Origin of the sequence: Pseudomonas sp. NFACC10-1, assembly GCF_900119195.1 — a bacterium.
Taxonomy (GTDB): domain Bacteria; phylum Pseudomonadota; class Gammaproteobacteria; order Pseudomonadales; family Pseudomonadaceae; genus Aquipseudomonas; species Aquipseudomonas cerasi.
The window spans coordinates 244,787-262,861 of the sequence record NZ_FPJB01000001.1; the positions used below are offsets into that span (position 1 = coordinate 244,787).

Genomic DNA, 18,075 nt, shown 5'->3' on the forward strand with positions numbered 1-18,075 from the left:
GAGTAGCAAAAATAGCGTTGTTCGCGATTGTACTGTCGTCCGTTTCCGGCTGCTGGCCGTTCTGGCCTGGCCCGGGCGGACATGGCGGCGGCGGTGGCGGTGGCGGTCACCATGAAGGCGGTGGCCCTGGTCCTGGCGGCCCTGGCCCGGGTCGCTGATTCACCAGCAGGGCCGGCGTACAGGGTCTGACTGACTGGAAGGGCGCGGCGGGTTCTACTCGTCGCGCCCTTCCATCATGGTGCGCCTGAGGATTACGTACACCGCACCTGCACCACCGTGTTTGGCCAGGCAGGAGCAAAAGCCCAGTACCTGCGGATGCTGACGCAGCCAGGTGTTGACGTGGCTTTTAATCATCGGTCGCTTGCCGTCCAGGCGTACCGCCTTGCCATGGGTGACACGTACGCAGCGTATTTCCAGACGCGTCGCTTCAGCCAGAAATTCCCACAGCGTCTCTCGCGCCACTTCCACGCTCATGCCATGCAGGTCAAGGCTGCCCTCGAAGCTGATCTGCCCGAGTTTGAGCTTGCGCATCTGACCTTCCTGCACGCCGTCACGCGACCAGCTCAGGATATCCTCAGGACCGACGTCGATCACGAATTGATCCGACAAGCCGTCGACGGTCACCGAGTCGGTACGCACGGTTGCCGACTGGCGCAGACGGGCCAGCATTTTTCGATCGGTCTTGGGTTTGCCGACATCGGCGTGTTCATGCTTGAGCGGCTTGACGCCGCGTGTCTCGCTTCTGAACAGGGAAAAATCGTCGTCTTGCATGTGGCCTCCGCGAAGGAGGCCATTCTAACCGCTCAGGCGAGAGGGTCAGTTGTGTTTTTTCATCAGATGCGAAGAGATACTCAAGCCGCCGCCACTGCGCTGACGACGGCAGCGGCGCCATAGCCAGACGCCCATGTACAGCACCAGCAATCCGCCGATGGCGACAAACGCCGCGCCGCCCGGGCTGGCATTCAGTTCGCCCAGCATCTGCGGGTGAACCGTGAGGCTGGATGCACCGGCAACCGCCAGCAACAGGCCTGCGACCACAAGGAGCAGTGCGATCAGCGTGCCGATGCGTTTGCCCCAGTTGCCCTGACCCCTGGGGCGCAGGCGACGTGCATCGAAACCATCTGACGTTTTCATGCCTTTTCCTCAACAGGTATCAGCTCAATGGAGTATCGGCGCTCTGACCCGGGGAAGGAGGGGTGGTTCCCGCCTCCGGGACGATCCATGACGGCAAAGGATGGGCGGTTATGTGAACGCTGTCACACGCTCCTTCGCCTGTGTAGCGTCAGACAAGGTCTTTGGTCAGTGCCAGGGTGGCGAAGTTGTCGGCCATGATTGCCATCTCGGTTCTGTGCACGACCTCAGCGCTGACCACGCCGTGCGGGCTCGGCAGGTCACGGGTTGCACAGGCATCGTCTACCAGGGTGCAGCGATAGCCGTAGTCCTTGGTGGCGCGAACCGTGGTGCTGATACTCGAATGGCTCATGAAGCCGCAGACGATCAGGTCCAGGTGCCCCAGGCTCTGCAGCAGTTCATGCAGTCCGGTGCCATTGAAGGCATTGGGCAGGCGTTTTTCGACCAGATGTTCATCACCCTGCGGCAACAGCTCCGGCACCAGTTCGCCGCGCTCGCCATGTGGATCGAACGGGCCGCCCACAGTGCCCAGATGGCGGATGTGAACAATCGGGCACTTGACCGCCCGTGCTTTCTCGACCAGTCGGCCGATGTTGGCCATCGCTTCCCTGACGCCGGTCAGGGCCAGCGGGCCGCGAAGGTATTCTTTTTGCGCGTCGATGATGATCAGCGTCGCGTTACTCAGATGGGCAGGTGCATGCACCCGGCCACTGAGTTGAAACATGGTCTTTAAATCGGACATTCACGGGCTCCTTGGTGTGGGGCTTTTGCGACATTGTCCTCTGGCTGAAGCGTTCTGGGAATGGCAACCATCGCAAGCCACGGTTTTTATGGCCTGCAGGGCAGTTGGAGGAGGGGGTGGATGGCGGTTTGCCTTGATGGCGGTACGCGAATCATGGAAACTTCCCCGCCTATCGGGTACGAAGAATGCACGTTGTTCGTAACCAGACTGTTCACCGAGGCTCGTCTTACAACAGTTCGTGCCTTTCAAGGAGTTTGTCCATGATCACTTCCCGTCTGCGTACCGTGCGCGACCATATACGCTGGGCCGTCAGCCGCTTTCACGAGGAAGACGTATTTTTCGGTCATGGCACCGACAATGCCTGGGATGAAGCGCGGCAACTGGTACTGGGCGCACTGCACCTGCCTTGGGAAATTGCCGACAGCTACCTGGATTGCCGCCTGGAAGTCGACGAAATATCCGAACTGCAACGCTTGATCAAGCGGCGCATCGATGACCGTGTACCGACCCCGTACCTGCTGGGCGAGGCCTGGTTCTGTGGCATGTCGTTCATTGTCGATGACCGCGTCCTGATCCCGCGCTCACCTATTGCCGAGCTGATCGAAGAGCGTTTCGCCCCTTGGCTGGCCGACGAGCCGGCGCGGATTCTCGACCTGTGCACTGGCTCCGGTTGCATCGGTATCGCCTGTGCCGATGTGTTCCCGGAAGCCGAGGTGGCCCTGGCCGACCTGTCCTACGACGCGCTGGAAGTGGCCAACCAGAACATCGAACGTCACGGCATGGAGGACCGGGTCTACACCGTTCAGGGCGACGGATTCGACGGCCTGCCGGGTCAGCGCTTTGACCTGATCGTTTCCAACCCGCCCTATGTGGACGCCGAAGACTTTGCCGATATGCCTGACGAGTATCAGCATGAGCCGGAGCTGGCGCTGGCCTGTGGCAGCGATGGCCTGAACCTGGTCCGCCGCATGCTCGCCCAGGCCGCCGATCATCTCAACGAGAAGGGCCTGTTGATTGTCGAGGTCGGCAATAGCCAGGTGCACGTGCAGGCGCTGTATCCGGAGGTCGATTTCGCCTGGCTGGACTTCCAGCGGGGCGGGCATGGTGTGTTCATGCTCACGGCAGAACAGTGCCGCGACCATCAGGCATTGTTCCAGTCGAAGGTTTGAGCTCAACAGCCGCGACAAGCGGCTGAGACCAAAGGGAGGCCGATATCAGCCTCCCTTTTTTATCGGCGTGTCTTTTATCGGTGCGTCGCGATCCAGATCAGCAGTCCGGCCTGAAAGACCGCGAAGGTCACCAGGCAGGCAATCGTGAAGCGCAGGCCGCTGTCCTCACGCTTGTATTTGCTCACCCGGTCTTCATGCTGACGGATCGTCACCTCCTGTTCGATCAGGTTTTTCTCGGCCTTTTCCAGCATTTGCGAGGCTTCGAGAATCTCGATGATCTGCACCTTGTCGTTGTTCCAGGTGCTGTGCAGGTTGCCGACGTGCACATCCTTGATCGCGCCTTTCATGTGCTGGGCATCGGCATACGTCACTTCAAAGCCCAGAGTGCGCAGAAAGTGATCGCGACGCAGACGTGTGTCTTCGTTCAGACCGTCCTTGCTGGCCAGCGCCACGCCTTCAATCTTGTAGGAAGACCATCTTTTCTGCGCCCAATGCACCGCATGCGCAATCATGAAGCGCCCGATGCCGCGGTTCCATGGCTCGATCTGCAAGCCTGACTCGGGACCGAAGCGCACCACGCGCTTTTCGTGGTCGGCCCAGATATCCAGATGGTTCTGTTCCTTGCGGACCCGCTGACCTGGCAATTGCACCGTGATCCGCAGCAGGCTCAAGGCCTTGCTGTGCCGCTCGGCACGCCCGAACTGTACGAAGCGCAGAGGGCGGCCGCCGGTAGCACGGTCGGTAGGCAGTGGCGACAGACGCAGCATCTGAAAGCTTTCGGGCAGAACGTCTTCCCACGGCTGCGGGGGTACTGGCACTGCGACTTCTGCGCTGGCCGGTTCTGCGAGGGTTTCAGTCATGGTAGTTGCGTCTGTCATAAGGGTGTCCTTTCCTGGGCCTTGCCCCGGAGCATGTTTGCCGGGGCATAAAGGTGCCGAAACACTAAGGTGCCGGAACACAGGGCCAGCACATTGCTATCGGCCAGATTTGCCAGGACTGAAGGGCTATTGACTCGTGCGCGTCAGATCTTTTTTCCGTGTGGGGCGTCCGGGGCAGGGAGTGCCTTGATGAAGCTCAGGATCCGCTCGGTCACTTCACTGGCCAGCGGCTGGGTCGGATTGCGGTAGGAGAGCAGTTGCTGCTGCAAATCGTCCGGGACGATGCGCAGCACATGATTCATGCCGTCGATCAGGGCCAGTTGGGCGTCCGGTTTGGCTTTCTGCAGCAGCAGCGCGTCGCCCACACCGACCTGAATATCGTTGCGACCCTGAACGATCAGCGCCGGAATGTGCAAGGCACCGAAAGCCGCCGCCGGATCCTGGCGGAACAGCGAGATCAGGTACGGCTGGACACTGGGGCGGAACACCACTTCCAGCTCGGCGGGCACGTTGTCATCGGTCTTGCCAGCCTTGAGTTCGTCGAGCAACTGATCGCTGCGCTGCAGCAGGTCCGGTGGCAGGCGCTCCTGAAACTGTTCACGCAGCACCTGATCCACCGGGCGTCCGGTGCCGGCCACGGAAATCAGCGCTGCTGCACCTACCTTCTCAGCCGCCAGCGTCGCCACCAGCGCACCTTCGCTGTGGCCCAACAGAATCAACTGGCCCAGGCGCGGGTTGGCTTTCAGTGCTCTGGCCCAGAGCTGGACATCGGCCACGTAGCGCTCGACGCTCAGGTTGCGTTCATCCGGTGTGACCGCCTTGCTGGCCGCGACGCCACGTTTGTCGTAGCGCACGCTGGCGATATTGTTGCTGGCCAGGATCACTGCCAGGCGTTTCATGCTGTCGTTGCGTCCACCTTCCGGGTTGTTGCCGTCGCGGTCGGTGGGGCCGGAACCGGCGACGATCAGCACCACCGGCACCGGTTTGTCGGAACGCGGCATCAGCAGCGTGCCGTACAGCTTGCCGTTTTCGGTGTCCACGCTTATCGGCCGCTGCACCGTGCCGGGTGCAGCAGCGCTGGCGGTTGCGGCGGCCAGGCTCAGGATCAGGGTTATCGGCAGGGCCAGCAGACGCAGCGCGTTGGGAACTCGAAGCAGGGAAATACCGGATAACATCGCAAGGCCATCATTGGGGGAGTCACGCTTGGACGCACGCCGTGACAGAAGGTTCGAGGATGAACTGAACCGCGAGCCTGCGTATACTGGCGCGCTTGGTTTAACGATCTGGTTTTTTGGCTGATTTTTCGGAGCGCCCGCATGTCCGGCAACACTTTCGGCAAGCTGTTCACTGTCACCACCGCCGGCGAAAGCCACGGCCCGGCGCTGGTCGCTATCGTCGACGGCTGCCCGCCGGGGCTGGAGCTGGACCTGCAAGACCTGCAGCGCGACCTGGATCGGCGCAAGCCGGGCACCAGCCGCCACACCACGCAGCGTCAGGAGGCCGATGAAGTCGAGATTCTCTCGGGTGTCTTCGAGGGCAAGACCACTGGTGCGTCCATCGGCCTGCTGATCCGCAACACCGATCAGAAGTCCAAGGACTATTCGGCGATCAAGGACCTGTTCCGCCCGGCCCACGCCGATTACACCTATCACCACAAGTACGGCATCCGCGATTACCGCGGTGGTGGCCGCAGTTCGGCAAGGGAAACCGCCATGCGTGTGGCCGCAGGGGCCATTGCCAAGAAGTATCTGGCAAGCCAGGGCATCGTCATTCGCGGCTACATGAGCCAGCTTGGCCCGATTCAGATCCCGTTCAAGACCTGGGATTCGGTCGAAGACAACGCGTTTTTCTGCCCCGACCCTGACAAGGTGCCGGAACTGGAAGCCTACATGGACCAGCTGCGCCGTGATCAGGACTCGGTCGGTGCGAAAATCACCGTGGTCGCAGAAGGCGTGATGCCGGGGCTCGGCGAGCCGATCTTCGATCGTCTGGACGCTGAGCTCGCCCACGCGCTGATGAGCATCAACGCGGTCAAGGGTGTGGAGATCGGTGCCGGTTTCGACTGTGTTGCCCAGCGCGGCACCGAGCACCGCGACGAGATGACGCCCCAGGGTTTCCTGTCCAATCACGCGGGCGGCATTCTCGGCGGCATTTCCTCCGGCCAGCCGATCATCGCGCATCTGGCGCTCAAGCCGACCTCCAGCATCACCACGCCAGGGCGTTCGATCGATGTCGATGGCAACGCCGCCGACGTGATCACCAAAGGTCGGCATGACCCGTGTGTCGGCATCCGTGCCACACCGATTGCCGAGGCAATGATGGCCATCGTTCTGCTGGATCATCTGCTGCGTCATCGCGGTCAGAACGCTGACGTCAGCGTCAACACGCCTGTGCTGGGGCAGGTGTAATGCACGCTGTTACGGTTGCGGACTGCTAGCGTGGCGCAACCTGCCGGCGGACAGCTGCCTTACTGGAGGCTGTCCGGGTTCTACGTATGCTATTTCGCCTTGCTGGGCCTGTCGGCGCCTTTCATGGCCCTTTACCTGCATCATCTGGGTTTTTCCAGCGCACGGATCGGCGAACTGGTCGCCATCCCCATGCTGATGCGCTGCGTTGCGCCCAATCTCTGGGGGTGGCTGGGTGATCACACCGGTTGGCGTCTGACCATTGTGCGGTCCGGCGCCATCTGCACGTTGCTGGCGTTTTCGCTGATCCTGGTCGAAAAAAGCTATGCCTGGCTGGCGATGGTCATGGCGCTCTACGCGTTCTTCTGGCACGCCGTGCTGCCGCAGTTCGAAGTCATCACCCTCGCACACTTGCAAGGCCAGACCTCGCGTTACAGCCAGATCCGCCTGTGGGGCTCGATCGGTTTCATTCTGGCGGTCGTGGTGCTGGGGCGAGTGTTCGAATGGTTCAGCCTGGACCTGTTCCCCTACATCGCACTGGCGATCATGTCCGGTATTGTTGTCAGCAGCTGGTGGGTGCCGAATGCGCATCCAGCACCGTCGAGCCTTGAAACCGGGCCGGGCGGCTTTCTCAGGCAACTGACGCGCCCCGGTGTATTGGCGTTCTACCTCAGTGTCGCGCTGATGGTGCTCAGCCATGGCCCGTATTACACCTTTTTGACCCTGCACCTCGAAGCGCTTGGTTACAGCCGGGGCCTGATCGGCCTGCTGTGGGCCGTCGGCGTGGTGGCCGAAGTGCTGATGTTCACGGTCATGAGTCGGATTCTGCAGCGCTTCACCGTGCGCCAGGTACTCTTCGCCAGCTTTCTGCTGGCCGCATTGCGCTGGCTGCTGCTGGGGCTGTTTGCCGATCACCTCACCGCGCTGCTGATCGCGCAGGTGATGCACGCCGCGACATTCGGCAGCTTTCACGCCGCTGCCATTCACTTCGTGCAAAGTAGCTTCGGTCCGCGTCAGCAAGGTCAGGGGCAGGCGCTTTATGCCGCCTTGTCCGGCGTCGGCGGGGCGTTGGGTGCTCTGTATTCCGGTTACAGCTGGAACGCACTGGGCCCGGTCTGGACCTTTGCCATCGCCAGCCTTGCAGCCTTGGCCGCTGCCGTCATGATTGTCACACCCAAGAAAGAGGAAGGTGTATGAGCCGCGAACAATTGAGCCTGGAAATCATCGAGGCCGGGCGTTTTCTGTACGGCCGTGGCTGGTCGCCTGCCACCAGCAGCAATTACTCTGCGCGTCTTTCTGCCAGCGAGGCGCTGTTGACCGTGTCCGGCAAGCACAAGGGCCAGTTGGGCCCTGACGATGTGTTGGCCACCGATCTGGCTGGCAACAGCCTGGAACCCGGTAAAAAACCGTCTGCCGAGACCTTGCTGCATACCCAGCTGTACAGCTGCAGGCCGCAGGTAGGCGCCGTGCTGCACACCCACTCGGTCAACGCGACCGTGTTGTCGAGGCTGACCACGGCCGATCATCTGGTGTTCGAGGATTACGAACTGCAAAAGGCCTTTAGCGGCGTGGTGACTCATGAGTCGCAGGTCGTGGTGCCGATTTTCGACAACGATCAGGATATTGCCCGCCTCGCGGCAAAGGTGCAGCCTTGGCTGGACGCCCATCCCGAGTGCGCCGGCTACCTGATCCGCGGTCATGGCCTCTACACCTGGGGCGCTAAAATGAGCGACGCCTTGCGCCAGATCGAAGCGTTCGAGTTCCTGTTCGAGTGCGAACTGAAAATGCGCGCGGTATTGAACCGCTGATCGTATCCCGCCCAAACCAGCTTTTAAGCCTGACCGGCCTGTAAAAGCCGGAAGGTGTTGCACCAAACCGAGGATTTCACGCATGAGCAGCCTGTCCGTTTATCACGTTTCAAGCCCTGATATGCCCAACAAGGTGCTGACCCATCTGGAAGACATCGCGTCGACGCTGGCCGAGCACAGTGTGGCGTTCGACCGTTGGGAGGCCGCGACGCCGATCACCCCCGGTGCCAGCCAGGAAGAGGTGATCAGCGCCTATCGCACCCAGATCGACAAGCTGATGACCGAGCGCGGTTATGTCACCGTGGACGTCATCAGTCTCAACAGCGATCATCCGCAAAAAGCCGAATTGCGCGCCAAATTTCTTGAAGAGCATCGCCACGGTGAAGACGAAGTACGCTTTTTTGTCGCCGGGCGCGGCTTGTTCACCCTGCACATCGACGACTACGTGTACGCCGTGTTGTGTGAAAAGAACGACTTGATTTCCGTACCTGCCGGCACACGGCACTGGTTCGATATGGGCGAAAACCCGCACTTCGTTGCCATCCGCCTGTTCAACAACCCTGAAGGCTGGGTGGCCAATTTTACCGGTGAAGACATTGCCGGCCGTTTTCCACGGCTGGAAGACTGAGAGGAGCCCGATTCTGATGCCCATCAAAGCTATCCTCACGGATATCGAAGGCACCACCAGTGCAGTGAGTTTCGTGTTCGACGTGTTGTTTCCGTTCGCCAGAAAGCACTTGCCCGCATTCGTTCGCGAAAATGCCGAGCAACCGGCCGTTGCGCAGCAGCTGCAGGCGGTACGCGAGCAGGCCGCTGAACCGGACGCTGATGTCGAGCGCGTCATTGCACTTCTGCTGGAGTGGATCGCCGAGGACCGCAAGGCCACACCGCTCAAGGCCCTGCAGGGCATGGTCTGGGAGCAGGGCTACAGCGCCGGACAGCTCAAGGGCCATGTTTATCCGGATGCTGTCGAGGCCTTGAAACACTGGCATCAACAGGGTTACCGGCTTTACGTTTATTCCTCGGGCTCGATTCAGGCTCAACAATTGATTTTCGGCTGCTCCGAGGCGGGCGACCTGTCCGGCCTGTTCAGCGGTTACTTCGATACGACGTCCGGCCCCAAACGCGAAGCGCAGTCCTACCGGGCGATAGCGCAGGCAATGGACTGTCCTGCCGGGGAGATTCTGTTCCTGTCGGATATCGTCGAAGAACTCGATGCCGCACAGGCCGCCGGCATGGCCACCTGTGGTCTTGCGCGTGATGGCGGGGCACTTGCCGGGCACCGACATGTGGCCAGTTTTGCGCTTATCGATCCAGCGTCCTTCTAGAAAACTCCCGCCTGCTGTGCGCGGCATCGCCCTGATGCCGCTGCATTGAAATATGCCTGCCACAAGGCTCAAACATCACTTTTGTAGGGCTTTTCCTATTATCGAGTGAGCTGTTGCCTGGTCGAAAGTGCGTTGAATCTGTTTGTTCTGTTCGCGGTTTTTCAACGTGATTATTCGTGTAAGTTCTGCGCCATCGTCACCGGGGTCACGGACAACACCTGTACCAACTGCCGGGCGAAGAAGGAGCGGCAGCGATGGGCAGTGCCATGACAGAAAGCGCAACCAGGGATTTATTGATACAGCAGATGGTGAGCACGATTACCGAGCTTGATGGGCAGACTGCCATCGAAAACGCACTCGAGTGGTTACGGCGCGAATGCAGCAGCGAGCGCGCGATGTTCTTTCAGTTCAAGGGCCCGGTGTTGCTGACATTCATCACGTCCAGCGTCGACGATGCCTGGGGCGAGGCCTACCGCCAGCACGATTTGATCACGCAGGACCCGGTGATCCGTTGTTATCGCAATCAACTGGGCTTCCTGAACTGGCAGGATGCTTTCAGGCAATACCCGGTCTCCGCCTTTTATGACGAGCTCGTCGATGCCTGCGAACTGCTTCCGGCCATCTCCTACGGCTACACCAATCATTGCCGTGGTGCCGACAGCGTGACATCGGTCTGTACCCTGGGCGAAGTTGAGCGTCCCATCAGCGCTGAACAAAAGTACCTCATGAGCAGTCTCATGCCAGTGCTGCACAGTGTCGCGCGTGGTCTGAAGTTCTGTTCACGCGGTCTGACCCATCGCGAACTGGAAGTGTTGCAGTGGGCCAGAGACGGGAAAACGGCCTGGGAGATCTCGATGATCCGCGACGTATCGGAATCGACGGTGAAGTATCACCTCAAGACCATCTACTCCAAGCTGGGCGTTGCCAACAGGGCACAGGCGGTGGGCGAAGCACTTTGTCGTGGTCTGATCAGATAGTCGGCCGACAAAACGCAGGCAAAAAAAAGCCGCGAGAACAAAGTGTAATCGCGGCAAACAAGGGATGAGAGAGCGTACAGCGGGTGCCACCCAAGAGGGTGGCGGGCAAAATCAACGTGTGTGGTACGTCGGCAGATCAAAACGGTGCTGGCTTTGCAGCATCGAGATAGCTGGCAGCTCGCTGGCTTGTGCAGCCAGGTCGCGGCGGATGGCGCTGATTACCCATTCCAGTTGAACTGGTGTGTGCAACTGAGCATAAGAGACTGAGCGACGGATCTGCTTACCATCCTGGGTACGCAGTGACAACAGAACACCACCATCTGGGCGCGGCTGGGTAGTAACGGTGTAGTCGGAGAATACGGAAGCGAATTTTTCTTGAATAAAAGTCATGTGAGGCGGCTCCATTGCTCATGGGATAACAAGCTTGCAAGTACTATTGCAGTGTCTGTGCCAGTCTTTCCCTTAAAATAAATCCTTTAAAATCAATGACTTGTAATATCCTGTAATTTCAGTCTTCGTGCATTTTGCATGAACACCCTTCGTGCGCCCTGCATTTTGCCGTTTCCTGCACGATGGGGATCGGGCAGAAGGGGGATTGCATGGATAGCGGCGATCAGGAGCAGGCATTGCGCATCCGCGTCCATGCTGATCGAACAGCTGGCGAGACTTGAGGTCAGTGTGTGTATCGACGCCGGGTCAACGCATGCCCGGAGTACCGTGCGCCAAGGAGTAGTTAATGACCGATACAGATATCAGCGCTTCGAAAACCATGACTGAAGACGAAGCCGCCGAGTTCGCCGAGCAGGTATTCGATGTGGCTCGCCAGGGAAATGCAGTCATGCTGGAGCGCCTGCTTGAAAAGGGCCTGCCTGCAGATCTGCGCAACCACAAAGGCGATACGCTGCTGATGCTGGCCAGCTATCACTGCCATGCGGATGCGGTCCGTGTGCTGCTGAACCACAAGGCTGATCCTGAAATCCGCAACGATAACGGCCAAAGCCCCATCGCCGGTGCAGCGTTCAAGGGCGATCTGGCGGTGGTCAGGTTGCTGGTCGAGGCGGGTGCCGACATAGACGGTGCCTCTGCTGATGGCCGTACCGCATTGATGATGGCGGCGATGTTCAATCGCAACGAAATAGTCGATTACCTGATCAGTCAGGGCGCGGACCCGCATGCCACTGACGCCAAGGGCATCACTGCACTGGGCGCCGCTCAGGCAATGGGCGCGACCGTTACCATTGAGCAGTTGACCAGAATGGGCGTGCAGCCAGCCCGGTCCTGACAGCGAGTGCATTGACAGCAAGGCATGAACACATAGAGGCGCGATGGATTTACCGTTATCCTTCGCGCCTCTTTTTTTGCCCGCTATCAGGATCGCCCCCCATGAAAGACTCACTGGTCGAATTAATCAGCAAAGTCAGCTCCGGCTGCATGGGCGACGATGAAATCGTGCATATCGCCGATGAAGCCGCGCAGGCGTATGCCGATCCGCAGGCATTTCTGGCCGCCAACCCTGATATCAACTACGACGATACATTCCCGATCCCGCTGGGCGAGTGGGTCGTGGTGGGCAGTCTGCCGGAAACCGTTCTGTTCCAGGCCGACAGCTACATGGACCTGTTCGAGCAGATCGTTCAGTCGTTTGGCAAGGACGTGACCTTCAACATCAAGCCCAGGCAGCTGGCCAAGGTAGAGCCGCTGGTCGCGCTCAATCGCATTCAGATTCAGTTGAGCAGCATGAACAAGGAGATGGGCGGCTATGTGCTGATGAACTTCAGCCAGCCACTGGATGACGAGTTGCAAGCGGTGCTGGTGTACGGCCGTGACGAAGCGCGCGTAGTCGAGCTGGCAGCATCGGCGGGCATCCATGCCGCACCTGCACTGCAGGCATTGCGCGGTTAACCCAGCGCCGTATCGAGAAACATCATCACCGCAAAACCGCCCATAAGGCCCAGGGTTGCCGAGGTCTGATGGCCATTGCGGTGGGTTTCCGGGATGACTTCATGGGACACCACGAAGATCATCGCGCCTGCTGCCAGCCCCATGCTCAGCGGATAGGCGATGGCAAAGCCGCTGGAGATACCCAGGCCCACCAGTGAGCCCAGTGGCTCCATGAGGCCGGAACCGATGGCCACCAGCATCGCCTTGAAGGCTGACAGGCCGGTGGCGCGCAGGGCCAGCGCAATGGCCAGACCTTCGGGAATGTCCTGAATGGCGATGGCGGTGGTCAATGGCAGGCCGACATTCATGTCGCCGCTGGCGAAACTGACGCCAATCGCCATGCCCTCAGGGAGGTTATGCAGGGTGATCGCCAGCACGAACAGCCAGACCCGACTGATTCGCTCCGAATGAGGTCCCTGGCGGCCTACGCTTTCATGCTCGTGCGGGGTGAATTTGTCCAGTCCCAGCATCAGCAGCACACCCAGTCCCAGACCGGCAACAACCGTCGCAGCTGCCCATGGGCCGCTGTCGGTAATGTCCCGGGCGGCTTCCAGGCCTGGAAGAATCAGCGAGAACGAACTGGCCGCCAGCATCATTCCGGCGGCAAAGCCGAGCATGATGTCCTGAGCGCGTTGCGAAACATTGCGCAGGGCAACCGCCATCACGGCGCCTAGCGCCGTGGCCAGAAAACCCGCGATGCCGCCCAGCAGGGCGTGATTGAAGTTGACCTCACTGGTGCCATGGAAAGCGTTATAAAGACTGATGCCAACGAGGCCGACGACGATCAGCAGGGCGAGGGCAAAGCCCAGGCTCACCAGTGGGCTGCCCTGGAACTGGTTTAACCAGGCCGCCCAGGGCGTTCGGGGTTGTGCGGGCGTAGGCATTGACAGGCTACCTTTGATAAAGGGGGAGCGATGGTGACTGAAATACAAAGTCGACCCCGTCTGGGAGCCCGAGAATATAAGGTTGGTTCAACGGAACCCCCGAACGGCGCTACTATCCTAGGAGGGTAAGCATTCAATTTAGGGGCAACACCATGGGTTCTAGCTTCAACGGCCTGGTCGGCTTGATCATTCTGGCGCTCGATATCTGGGCCATCATCAACGTCTTGAAAAGCGGTGCCGAGACCGGCAAGAAAATCCTCTGGGTATTGCTGATCGTACTGCTTCCTGTGGTAGGCCTGATCATCTGGGCAATCCTCGGACCGCGTGGCAACGTACGCATGTGATACGTCCACACGCTGGGCAAAACAACGCTTGATTACCTTGGGTAATCAGGCGTTTTTCGTTTCATGCGCCGGGCATTCGCAGCGGCAATGGCACGCCAGGCTGCATAGAGGTTCGACCTGTCATGTTCCTCGACGTAGAATGCGCGCCTTTGTTGTGGGCGGTCGGCCGTCCTGTCATCAGTACCCAGCGGGAGCTTACCCATGAGCGATTATCAGGAAACGTTATACGAAGGCTACGGCCAGCGCTTTCGTATGGAAAAAATGCTTCACGAAGTACGTACCGATCACCAGCACCTGGTGATCTTCCAGAACCCGCGCATGGGCCGTGTCATGGCGCTGGACGGCGTGATTCAGACCACCGAAGCTGACGAGTTCATCTACCACGAAATGCTCACCCATGTGCCGATTCTGGCGCACGGTGCAGCCAAGCGTGTGCTGATCATCGGCGGCGGCGACGGCGGTATGCTGCGTGAAGTCGCCAAGCACATGAGCGTCGAACACATCACCATGGTCGAGATCGATGCGACCGTGGTCGAGATGTGCAAGGAATATCTGCCCAATCATTCCAGCGGCGCCTTTGACGATTCGCGTCTGAACCTGGTCATCGACGACGGCATGCGCTTTGTCGCGACCACCGAAGAAAAGTTCGACGTGATCATCTCCGACTCCACCGATCCGATCGGCCCGGGTGAAGTCCTGTTCTCGGAAAACTTTTATCAGGCCTGCCATCGCTGCCTCAACGAAGGCGGCATTCTGGTCACCCAGAACGGCACGCCCTTCATGCAGTTGAGCGGTGTGCAGACCACGGCCGGGCGTATGAACGGTCTGTTTGCCGACTGGCATTTCTATCACGCTGCCATCCCGACCTACATCGGCGGAGCGATGACCTTCGCCTGGGGCTCGACCGACAAGAGCTATCGCAAATTGCCGCTGGAAACCCTGCGTCAGCGTTTCTCGGGCAGCGGTATTGTTACGCGTTATTACAATCCGGAAGTCCACATCGGTGCGTTCGCCTTGCCGCAGTACGTTCTGCAGGCCGTGGGCAAGGCCAGCAACGACTGATGAGTCGGTCCGGCTTCTCGAGCCGGATTCTCTCGAGCGTCGCCTGCAAGGCTTTATAAGCGCTTAATTCGCGACAGAAATTTCACACGTTCTGTCACAGAATTGCGCGCGAAGCTGAACAGGCACGCGTCTTCATGGGCTGACCTGGCCCCTGGCGACCCGCAATCAAGTAATATCTGCGCCCTGTCGCGCGCCGTCTGCCTCAAGAGCAAGGCGGCGCTGCACCCTGAACCTACCCCTGAATCCACCGGATCCTGACAACCATGGCCAAAACGGACGCCCAGATTCATCGGCAAGCCCGCCTGCAAAATCCCACTGTCAAATCGCATCTGGCTTACATCCTGCTCAGTGGCTTCGCCCTGATGGTGATGTATACGCTGTTGCGTATCGGTCTGCTGGTCTACAACCGCGAGATGATTGGCGACACGCCTGCCTCGACGTTCCTTGAAGCACTGTTCAACGGCACGCGCTTCGACCTGCGCCTGACCATGTACCTGTTGATTCCGCTGGTGCTGTCGCTGTTCAGCGCACGCGCCATGGCGGCACGCGGGTTCTTCCGTTTCTGGCTGACCCTGGTCGGCAGCATCACGCTGTTCTTCGGCTTGATGGAAATGGACTTCTACCGTGAGTTTCACCAGCGCCTGAACGGCCTGGTGTTTCAGTACGTCAAGGAAGACCCGAAGACTGTCCTGAGCATGCTCTGGTACGGTTTCCCGGTGGTCCGTTACCTGCTGGCATGGGCCGTGGTGACCTGGCTGCTGAGTCTGGTGTTCAAGGGCATTGACCGTGCAACCCGTCCACGTGTTGCTGCAAAAACCAGTCCGGAAGCCACTCGTTCCATTGCGCCGTGGTACGTGCGCGCCGGTGTGTTCGTGCTGGTGTTGCTGGTCATGGTGGTCTGCATCCGTGGCACCTTGCGCCAGGGCCCGCCTTTGCGCTGGGGCGACGCCTACACCACCGAGTCCAATTTCGCCAACCAGTTGGGCCTCAATGGCACTCTGACGCTGATCACGGCGGCCAAGAGCCGTATGTCCGAAGATCGCGACAACATCTGGAAAGCCACGCTGCCACAGAACGAGGCCCAGCAGACCGTGCGCGACATGCTGCTGACCCCGAATGACAAGCTGGTCGAGCCGGATATTGCCGCTGTGCGTCGCGACTTCACGCCACCGGCAGAGAACACCTTGCCGATCCGCAACGTGGTGGTGATCCTGATGGAAAGCTTCGCCGGTCACTCGGTAGGCGCCCTGGGCAACGATGCCAACATCACGCCGTACTTCGACAAGTTGTCCAAGGAAGGCCTGTTGTTCGATCACTTCTTCTCCAACGGTACCCACACCCACCAGGGCATGTTCGCCACCATGGCGTGCTTCCCGAACCTGCCGGGCTTCGAGTACCTGATGCAGACGCCGGAAGGCAGCCACAAGCTGTCGGGTCTTCCGCAATTGCTGAGTACGGGCCGCAACTACGACGACGTCTACGTCTATAACGGCAATTTTGCCTGGGACAACCAGTCGGGTTTCTTCAGCAACCAGGGCATGACCAACTTCGTCGGCCGCGAGGACTTCGTCAATCCGGTGTTCTCCGATCCGACCTGGGGTGTTTCCGACCAGGACATGTTCGACCGTGGTGCGCAGGAGCTCAAGGCCCGTCAGGACGGCAAGCCGTTCTATGCCTTGTTGCAGACCCTGTCCAACCACACGCCGTATGCGCTGCCGGATCCTCTGCCGGTCGAGCGCGTCACCGGGCATGGCTCGCTGGACGAGCATTTGACCGCCATGCGTTATGCCGACTGGGCGCTCGGCCAGTTCTTCGAGAAGGCCAAAAAAGAGCCTTACTACAAGAACACGTTGTTCGTGGTGCTGGGCGACCATGGTTTCGGTAACGATAAGCAACTGACTGAAATGGACCTGGGCCGTTTCAACGTGCCTCTGCTGCTGATCGGCCCTGGTGTGCAGGAGAAGTTCGGCCAGCGCAGCAGCATTGTGGGTACGCAGGTTGACGTAGTGCCGACCATCATGGGGCGTCTGGGTGGCCTGAACCGCAACCAGTGCTGGGGCCGCGATCTGCTGAACCTGCCTGAGGGTGACAAGGGCTTCGGTGTGATCAAGCCGTCGGGCAGTGAGCAGGTGGTCGCTATCATCAGCGGCAATCGCATCCTGATCGAACCGACCGAGATGCCTGCCAAGCTGTTGACCTACACGCTCGGTGCCAAGCCGCATGCCGAAGAAGTGCCTGATGCGCCGGACACGCAGGAGCTCAAGCGCAAGCTGGAAAGCTTCCTGCAGACGGCCACCAAGAGCCTGCTGGACAACACGGCCGGTGTAGAAGCCAGCAAAAACCGCAACTGATGACAACTGACTCGTCCGGCTGACCGGCGAGTCGAATCAGTCTGGCGACAAGGGCCCTCGGCATTGACTGCGAGGGTCTTTTTTTTGCCCGTCATGGGTGGCCCTGCGGCGTAATCGGTTGAACGAATGCGCGGGCCAAAAGGTCCAGATCACATAAGCCAGAGTGCCTGGCTTCGTATGGGAGGCATTGATGAAACAGTGGGCCATTTTGTATCTGGACAAGGATGGTGTGCAGCAGCGCCGCGAGGCTGGTTTTGATGAGCGTCCCAGTGAGGAAGAGGCTGCGCGTTTCCTGCGCAAGGACCTTTACCCAATGACCGACGAGCTGGATCTCAATGATCTTGACGGGCGTACTGAGGAGCCTACCGTGAAGACGCTCAAGGACCATAACAGTGTGCAGATTATTTCCATTACAGAAGTTGCCTGATCTGCGCTTATTCAAAAACCTTTTCGTGGCAACCACTTGGCATCCGGCCCACGATGGGGCTACTCTGCAGATGAGGCTGTTCAGACGGCCTCTGACATCTCGATACCCGACCGGCGCCAAGCCTGGTCCGGTCAGCTACATGCTTGATTCCCCACGCCGGATTATCTGTCGTGAGGCGGCCCCCGAGGACTCGGCGGTCGCTCTGGAAGAGTTGAAACTCTATCTATCGTTGCATAGGAGGACGTTTCATGAGCACAGCCTATCAAGAGGACATCAGCAGTAACGTACTGCGCCGCATGAAAGAAGGCGGTTTTGACTTCGCGCGAATCTATCCCATCGAGTTCTACGCCATCTTCCCGGATGAGGAACGGGCACGGCAGGCCGCAGAGCAATTTCGCGGCGAATCCCTCAACACCCAGGTAAACGTACGTGATGACGGCCATTGGCATCTGCAATTGAGCAAAGTCATGTATGCGACTTATCACGGCATTGGTGACTTCGAGCAGGACTTCCAGACGGTCATTTCACCTATGGACGGCGAAGTCGAGGGATGGGGCGTTACTCAGGAGATCAGAAGACTGCACGCTTGATGGCTGCGGATTGTCAGGCATACACCACCGGCTGATTC

General features: G+C 59.5%; 21 protein-coding genes. 14 read left to right on the forward strand and 7 right to left on the reverse strand.

Annotated features, from left to right (window positions below; genetic code table 11):
- Nucleotides 1-213 precede the first annotated feature (213 nt).
- The 3 genes from BT119_RS00905 to BT119_RS00915 form a co-directional block, all read right to left on the reverse strand.
- Entirely contained in the window at nucleotides 214-771 is a 558-nt protein-coding gene (locus tag BT119_RS00905; protein ID WP_003436724.1) for a Smr/MutS family protein, read from the reverse strand.
- A gap of 45 nt (nucleotides 772-816) precedes the next feature.
- The gene (locus tag BT119_RS00910; protein WP_003371523.1) at nucleotides 817-1,134 is read right to left on the reverse strand and encodes a hypothetical protein; all 318 of its coding nucleotides are present in this window, start codon (nucleotides 1,132-1,134) and stop codon (nucleotides 817-819) included.
- 148 nt (nucleotides 1,135-1,282) lie between these two features.
- The gene (locus tag BT119_RS00915; protein ID WP_003315142.1) at nucleotides 1,283-1,873 is read right to left on the reverse strand and encodes a cysteine hydrolase family protein; all 591 of its coding nucleotides are present in this window, start codon (nucleotides 1,871-1,873) and stop codon (nucleotides 1,283-1,285) included.
- Nucleotides 1,874-2,133: 260 nt separating this feature from the next.
- Here BT119_RS00915 and prmB point away from each other — a divergent pair, with 260 nt between their 5' ends.
- Nucleotides 2,134-3,042: a 50S ribosomal protein L3 N(5)-glutamine methyltransferase gene (gene prmB / locus BT119_RS00920; protein ID WP_003371525.1), complete on the forward strand. Its 909-nt coding sequence runs from the start codon at nucleotides 2,134-2,136 to the stop codon at nucleotides 3,040-3,042.
- 74 nt (nucleotides 3,043-3,116) lie between these two features.
- Here prmB and BT119_RS00925 read toward each other — a convergent pair whose 3' ends face one another.
- Together BT119_RS00925 and BT119_RS00930 are read right to left on the reverse strand one after the other, a co-directional pair.
- Complete coding sequence (locus tag BT119_RS00925) at nucleotides 3,117-3,920, reverse strand: hypothetical protein (RefSeq protein WP_072364493.1); 804 nt, start codon at nucleotides 3,918-3,920, stop codon at nucleotides 3,117-3,119.
- A gap of 143 nt (nucleotides 3,921-4,063) precedes the next feature.
- The gene (locus BT119_RS00930) at nucleotides 4,064-5,095 is read right to left on the reverse strand and encodes an alpha/beta hydrolase (RefSeq protein WP_003436719.1); all 1,032 of its coding nucleotides are present in this window, start codon (nucleotides 5,093-5,095) and stop codon (nucleotides 4,064-4,066) included.
- Nucleotides 5,096-5,236: 141 nt separating this feature from the next.
- Here BT119_RS00930 and aroC point away from each other — a divergent pair, with 141 nt between their 5' ends.
- The 6 genes from aroC to BT119_RS00960 all read left to right on the forward strand — a co-directional run bounded on the left by aroC (nucleotide 5,237) and on the right by BT119_RS00960 (nucleotide 10,438).
- Nucleotides 5,237-6,328 (forward strand): chorismate synthase, encoded by a 1,092-nt coding sequence (gene aroC / locus BT119_RS00935; RefSeq protein WP_003436716.1) that lies wholly within the window; start codon nucleotides 5,237-5,239, stop codon nucleotides 6,326-6,328.
- A gap of 30 nt (nucleotides 6,329-6,358) precedes the next feature.
- Nucleotides 6,359-7,522 (forward strand): MFS transporter, encoded by a 1,164-nt coding sequence (locus BT119_RS00940; protein ID WP_003371532.1) that lies wholly within the window; start codon nucleotides 6,359-6,361, stop codon nucleotides 7,520-7,522.
- Nucleotides 7,519-8,133 carry a methylthioribulose 1-phosphate dehydratase gene (locus BT119_RS00945; protein ID WP_003371534.1) on the forward strand — a complete coding sequence of 205 codons (615 nt, stop codon included), beginning with the start codon at nucleotides 7,519-7,521 and terminating at the stop codon, nucleotides 8,131-8,133. Before BT119_RS00940 ends, BT119_RS00945 begins: the two co-directional genes overlap by 4 nt.
- Before the next feature lie 82 nt (nucleotides 8,134-8,215).
- Nucleotides 8,216-8,761 carry a 1,2-dihydroxy-3-keto-5-methylthiopentene dioxygenase gene (locus tag BT119_RS00950; RefSeq protein ID WP_072364495.1) on the forward strand — a complete coding sequence of 182 codons (546 nt, stop codon included), beginning with the start codon at nucleotides 8,216-8,218 and terminating at the stop codon, nucleotides 8,759-8,761.
- 16 nt (nucleotides 8,762-8,777) lie between these two features.
- A complete protein-coding gene (mtnC, locus tag BT119_RS00955; protein WP_058396593.1) occupies nucleotides 8,778-9,461 on the forward strand; it encodes an acireductone synthase in 684 nt (227 codons plus the stop codon).
- 254 nt (nucleotides 9,462-9,715) lie between these two features.
- Complete coding sequence (locus BT119_RS00960; protein WP_003436709.1) at nucleotides 9,716-10,438, forward strand: helix-turn-helix transcriptional regulator; 723 nt, start codon at nucleotides 9,716-9,718, stop codon at nucleotides 10,436-10,438.
- A 111-nt stretch (nucleotides 10,439-10,549) separates the two neighbouring features.
- Here the strand turns inward: BT119_RS00960 and BT119_RS00965 are convergent, their stop codons facing one another.
- Complete coding sequence (locus BT119_RS00965; protein ID WP_003315128.1) at nucleotides 10,550-10,828, reverse strand: DUF3509 domain-containing protein; 279 nt, start codon at nucleotides 10,826-10,828, stop codon at nucleotides 10,550-10,552.
- Nucleotides 10,829-11,174: 346 nt separating this feature from the next.
- Between BT119_RS00965 and BT119_RS00975 the strand changes: the two genes are divergently transcribed.
- Nucleotides 11,175-11,720: an ankyrin repeat domain-containing protein gene (locus BT119_RS00975; RefSeq protein WP_003436706.1), complete on the forward strand. Its 546-nt coding sequence runs from the start codon at nucleotides 11,175-11,177 to the stop codon at nucleotides 11,718-11,720.
- A 101-nt stretch (nucleotides 11,721-11,821) separates the two neighbouring features.
- Nucleotides 11,822-12,340 (forward strand): hypothetical protein, encoded by a 519-nt coding sequence (locus BT119_RS00980; RefSeq protein WP_003371543.1) that lies wholly within the window; start codon nucleotides 11,822-11,824, stop codon nucleotides 12,338-12,340.
- Here BT119_RS00980 and BT119_RS00985 read toward each other — a convergent pair.
- Nucleotides 12,337-13,263 carry a ZIP family metal transporter gene (locus BT119_RS00985; protein ID WP_003436702.1) on the reverse strand — a complete coding sequence of 309 codons (927 nt, stop codon included), beginning with the start codon at nucleotides 13,261-13,263 and terminating at the stop codon, nucleotides 12,337-12,339. The genes BT119_RS00980 and BT119_RS00985 overlap by 4 nt on opposite strands.
- Nucleotides 13,264-13,415: 152 nt before the next feature.
- Here BT119_RS00985 and BT119_RS00990 point away from each other — a divergent pair, with 152 nt between their 5' ends.
- The 5 genes from BT119_RS00990 (at nucleotide 13,416) to BT119_RS01010 (ending at nucleotide 18,037) form a co-directional block, all read left to right on the forward strand.
- On the forward strand, nucleotides 13,416-13,607 hold the full coding sequence (locus tag BT119_RS00990; protein ID WP_003315122.1) for a PLDc N-terminal domain-containing protein: 192 nt from the start codon (nucleotides 13,416-13,418) through the stop codon (nucleotides 13,605-13,607).
- Nucleotides 13,608-13,808: 201 nt separating this feature from the next.
- The gene (gene speE / locus BT119_RS00995; RefSeq protein WP_003371548.1) at nucleotides 13,809-14,669 is read left to right on the forward strand and encodes a polyamine aminopropyltransferase; all 861 of its coding nucleotides are present in this window, start codon (nucleotides 13,809-13,811) and stop codon (nucleotides 14,667-14,669) included.
- A gap of 263 nt (nucleotides 14,670-14,932) precedes the next feature.
- Nucleotides 14,933-17,020 (forward strand): LTA synthase family protein, encoded by a 2,088-nt coding sequence (locus tag BT119_RS01000; RefSeq protein ID WP_003436699.1) that lies wholly within the window; start codon nucleotides 14,933-14,935, stop codon nucleotides 17,018-17,020.
- A gap of 190 nt (nucleotides 17,021-17,210) precedes the next feature.
- Nucleotides 17,211-17,447: a hypothetical protein gene (locus BT119_RS01005; RefSeq protein WP_003436696.1), complete on the forward strand. Its 237-nt coding sequence runs from the start codon at nucleotides 17,211-17,213 to the stop codon at nucleotides 17,445-17,447.
- A gap of 248 nt (nucleotides 17,448-17,695) precedes the next feature.
- Complete coding sequence (locus BT119_RS01010) at nucleotides 17,696-18,037, forward strand: ribonuclease E inhibitor RraB (RefSeq protein ID WP_003371555.1); 342 nt, start codon at nucleotides 17,696-17,698, stop codon at nucleotides 18,035-18,037.
- The last annotated feature ends 38 nt before the right edge of the window (nucleotides 18,038-18,075 follow it).

What these genes read in the sequence shown, in the direction of transcription:
- BT119_RS00910 (WP_003371523.1), bottom strand. Translation starts at nt 1,134, where the DNA reads ATGAAAACGTCAGATGGTTTCGATGCACGTCGCCTGCGCCCCAGGGGT.
- BT119_RS00905 (WP_003436724.1), bottom strand. Translation starts at nt 771, where the DNA reads ATGCAAGACGACGATTTTTCCCTGTTCAGAAGCGAGACACGCGGCGTC.
- BT119_RS01010 (WP_003371555.1), top strand. Translation starts at nt 17,696, where the DNA reads ATGAGCACAGCCTATCAAGAGGACATCAGCAGTAACGTACTGCGCCGC.
- BT119_RS00950 (WP_072364495.1), top strand. Translation starts at nt 8,216, where the DNA reads ATGAGCAGCCTGTCCGTTTATCACGTTTCAAGCCCTGATATGCCCAAC.
- BT119_RS00930 (WP_003436719.1), bottom strand. Translation starts at nt 5,095, where the DNA reads ATGTTATCCGGTATTTCCCTGCTTCGAGTTCCCAACGCGCTGCGTCTG.
- mtnC (WP_058396593.1), top strand. Translation starts at nt 8,778, where the DNA reads ATGCCCATCAAAGCTATCCTCACGGATATCGAAGGCACCACCAGTGCA.
- BT119_RS00980 (WP_003371543.1), top strand. Translation starts at nt 11,822, where the DNA reads ATGAAAGACTCACTGGTCGAATTAATCAGCAAAGTCAGCTCCGGCTGC.
- BT119_RS01005 (WP_003436696.1), top strand. Translation starts at nt 17,211, where the DNA reads ATGAAACAGTGGGCCATTTTGTATCTGGACAAGGATGGTGTGCAGCAG.
- BT119_RS00990 (WP_003315122.1), top strand. Translation starts at nt 13,416, where the DNA reads ATGGGTTCTAGCTTCAACGGCCTGGTCGGCTTGATCATTCTGGCGCTC.
- BT119_RS00925 (WP_072364493.1), bottom strand. Translation starts at nt 3,920, where the DNA reads ATGACAGACGCAACTACCATGACTGAAACCCTCGCAGAACCGGCCAGC.
- BT119_RS00985 (WP_003436702.1), bottom strand. Translation starts at nt 13,263, where the DNA reads ATGCCTACGCCCGCACAACCCCGAACGCCCTGGGCGGCCTGGTTAAAC.
- BT119_RS00960 (WP_003436709.1), top strand. Translation starts at nt 9,716, where the DNA reads ATGGGCAGTGCCATGACAGAAAGCGCAACCAGGGATTTATTGATACAG.
- BT119_RS00945 (WP_003371534.1), top strand. Translation starts at nt 7,519, where the DNA reads ATGAGCCGCGAACAATTGAGCCTGGAAATCATCGAGGCCGGGCGTTTT.
- BT119_RS00965 (WP_003315128.1), bottom strand. Translation starts at nt 10,828, where the DNA reads ATGACTTTTATTCAAGAAAAATTCGCTTCCGTATTCTCCGACTACACC.
- BT119_RS01000 (WP_003436699.1), top strand. Translation starts at nt 14,933, where the DNA reads ATGGCCAAAACGGACGCCCAGATTCATCGGCAAGCCCGCCTGCAAAAT.
- speE (WP_003371548.1), top strand. Translation starts at nt 13,809, where the DNA reads ATGAGCGATTATCAGGAAACGTTATACGAAGGCTACGGCCAGCGCTTT.
- BT119_RS00975 (WP_003436706.1), top strand. Translation starts at nt 11,175, where the DNA reads ATGACCGATACAGATATCAGCGCTTCGAAAACCATGACTGAAGACGAA.
- aroC (WP_003436716.1), top strand. Translation starts at nt 5,237, where the DNA reads ATGTCCGGCAACACTTTCGGCAAGCTGTTCACTGTCACCACCGCCGGC.
- prmB (WP_003371525.1), top strand. Translation starts at nt 2,134, where the DNA reads ATGATCACTTCCCGTCTGCGTACCGTGCGCGACCATATACGCTGGGCC.
- BT119_RS00915 (WP_003315142.1), bottom strand. Translation starts at nt 1,873, where the DNA reads ATGTCCGATTTAAAGACCATGTTTCAACTCAGTGGCCGGGTGCATGCA.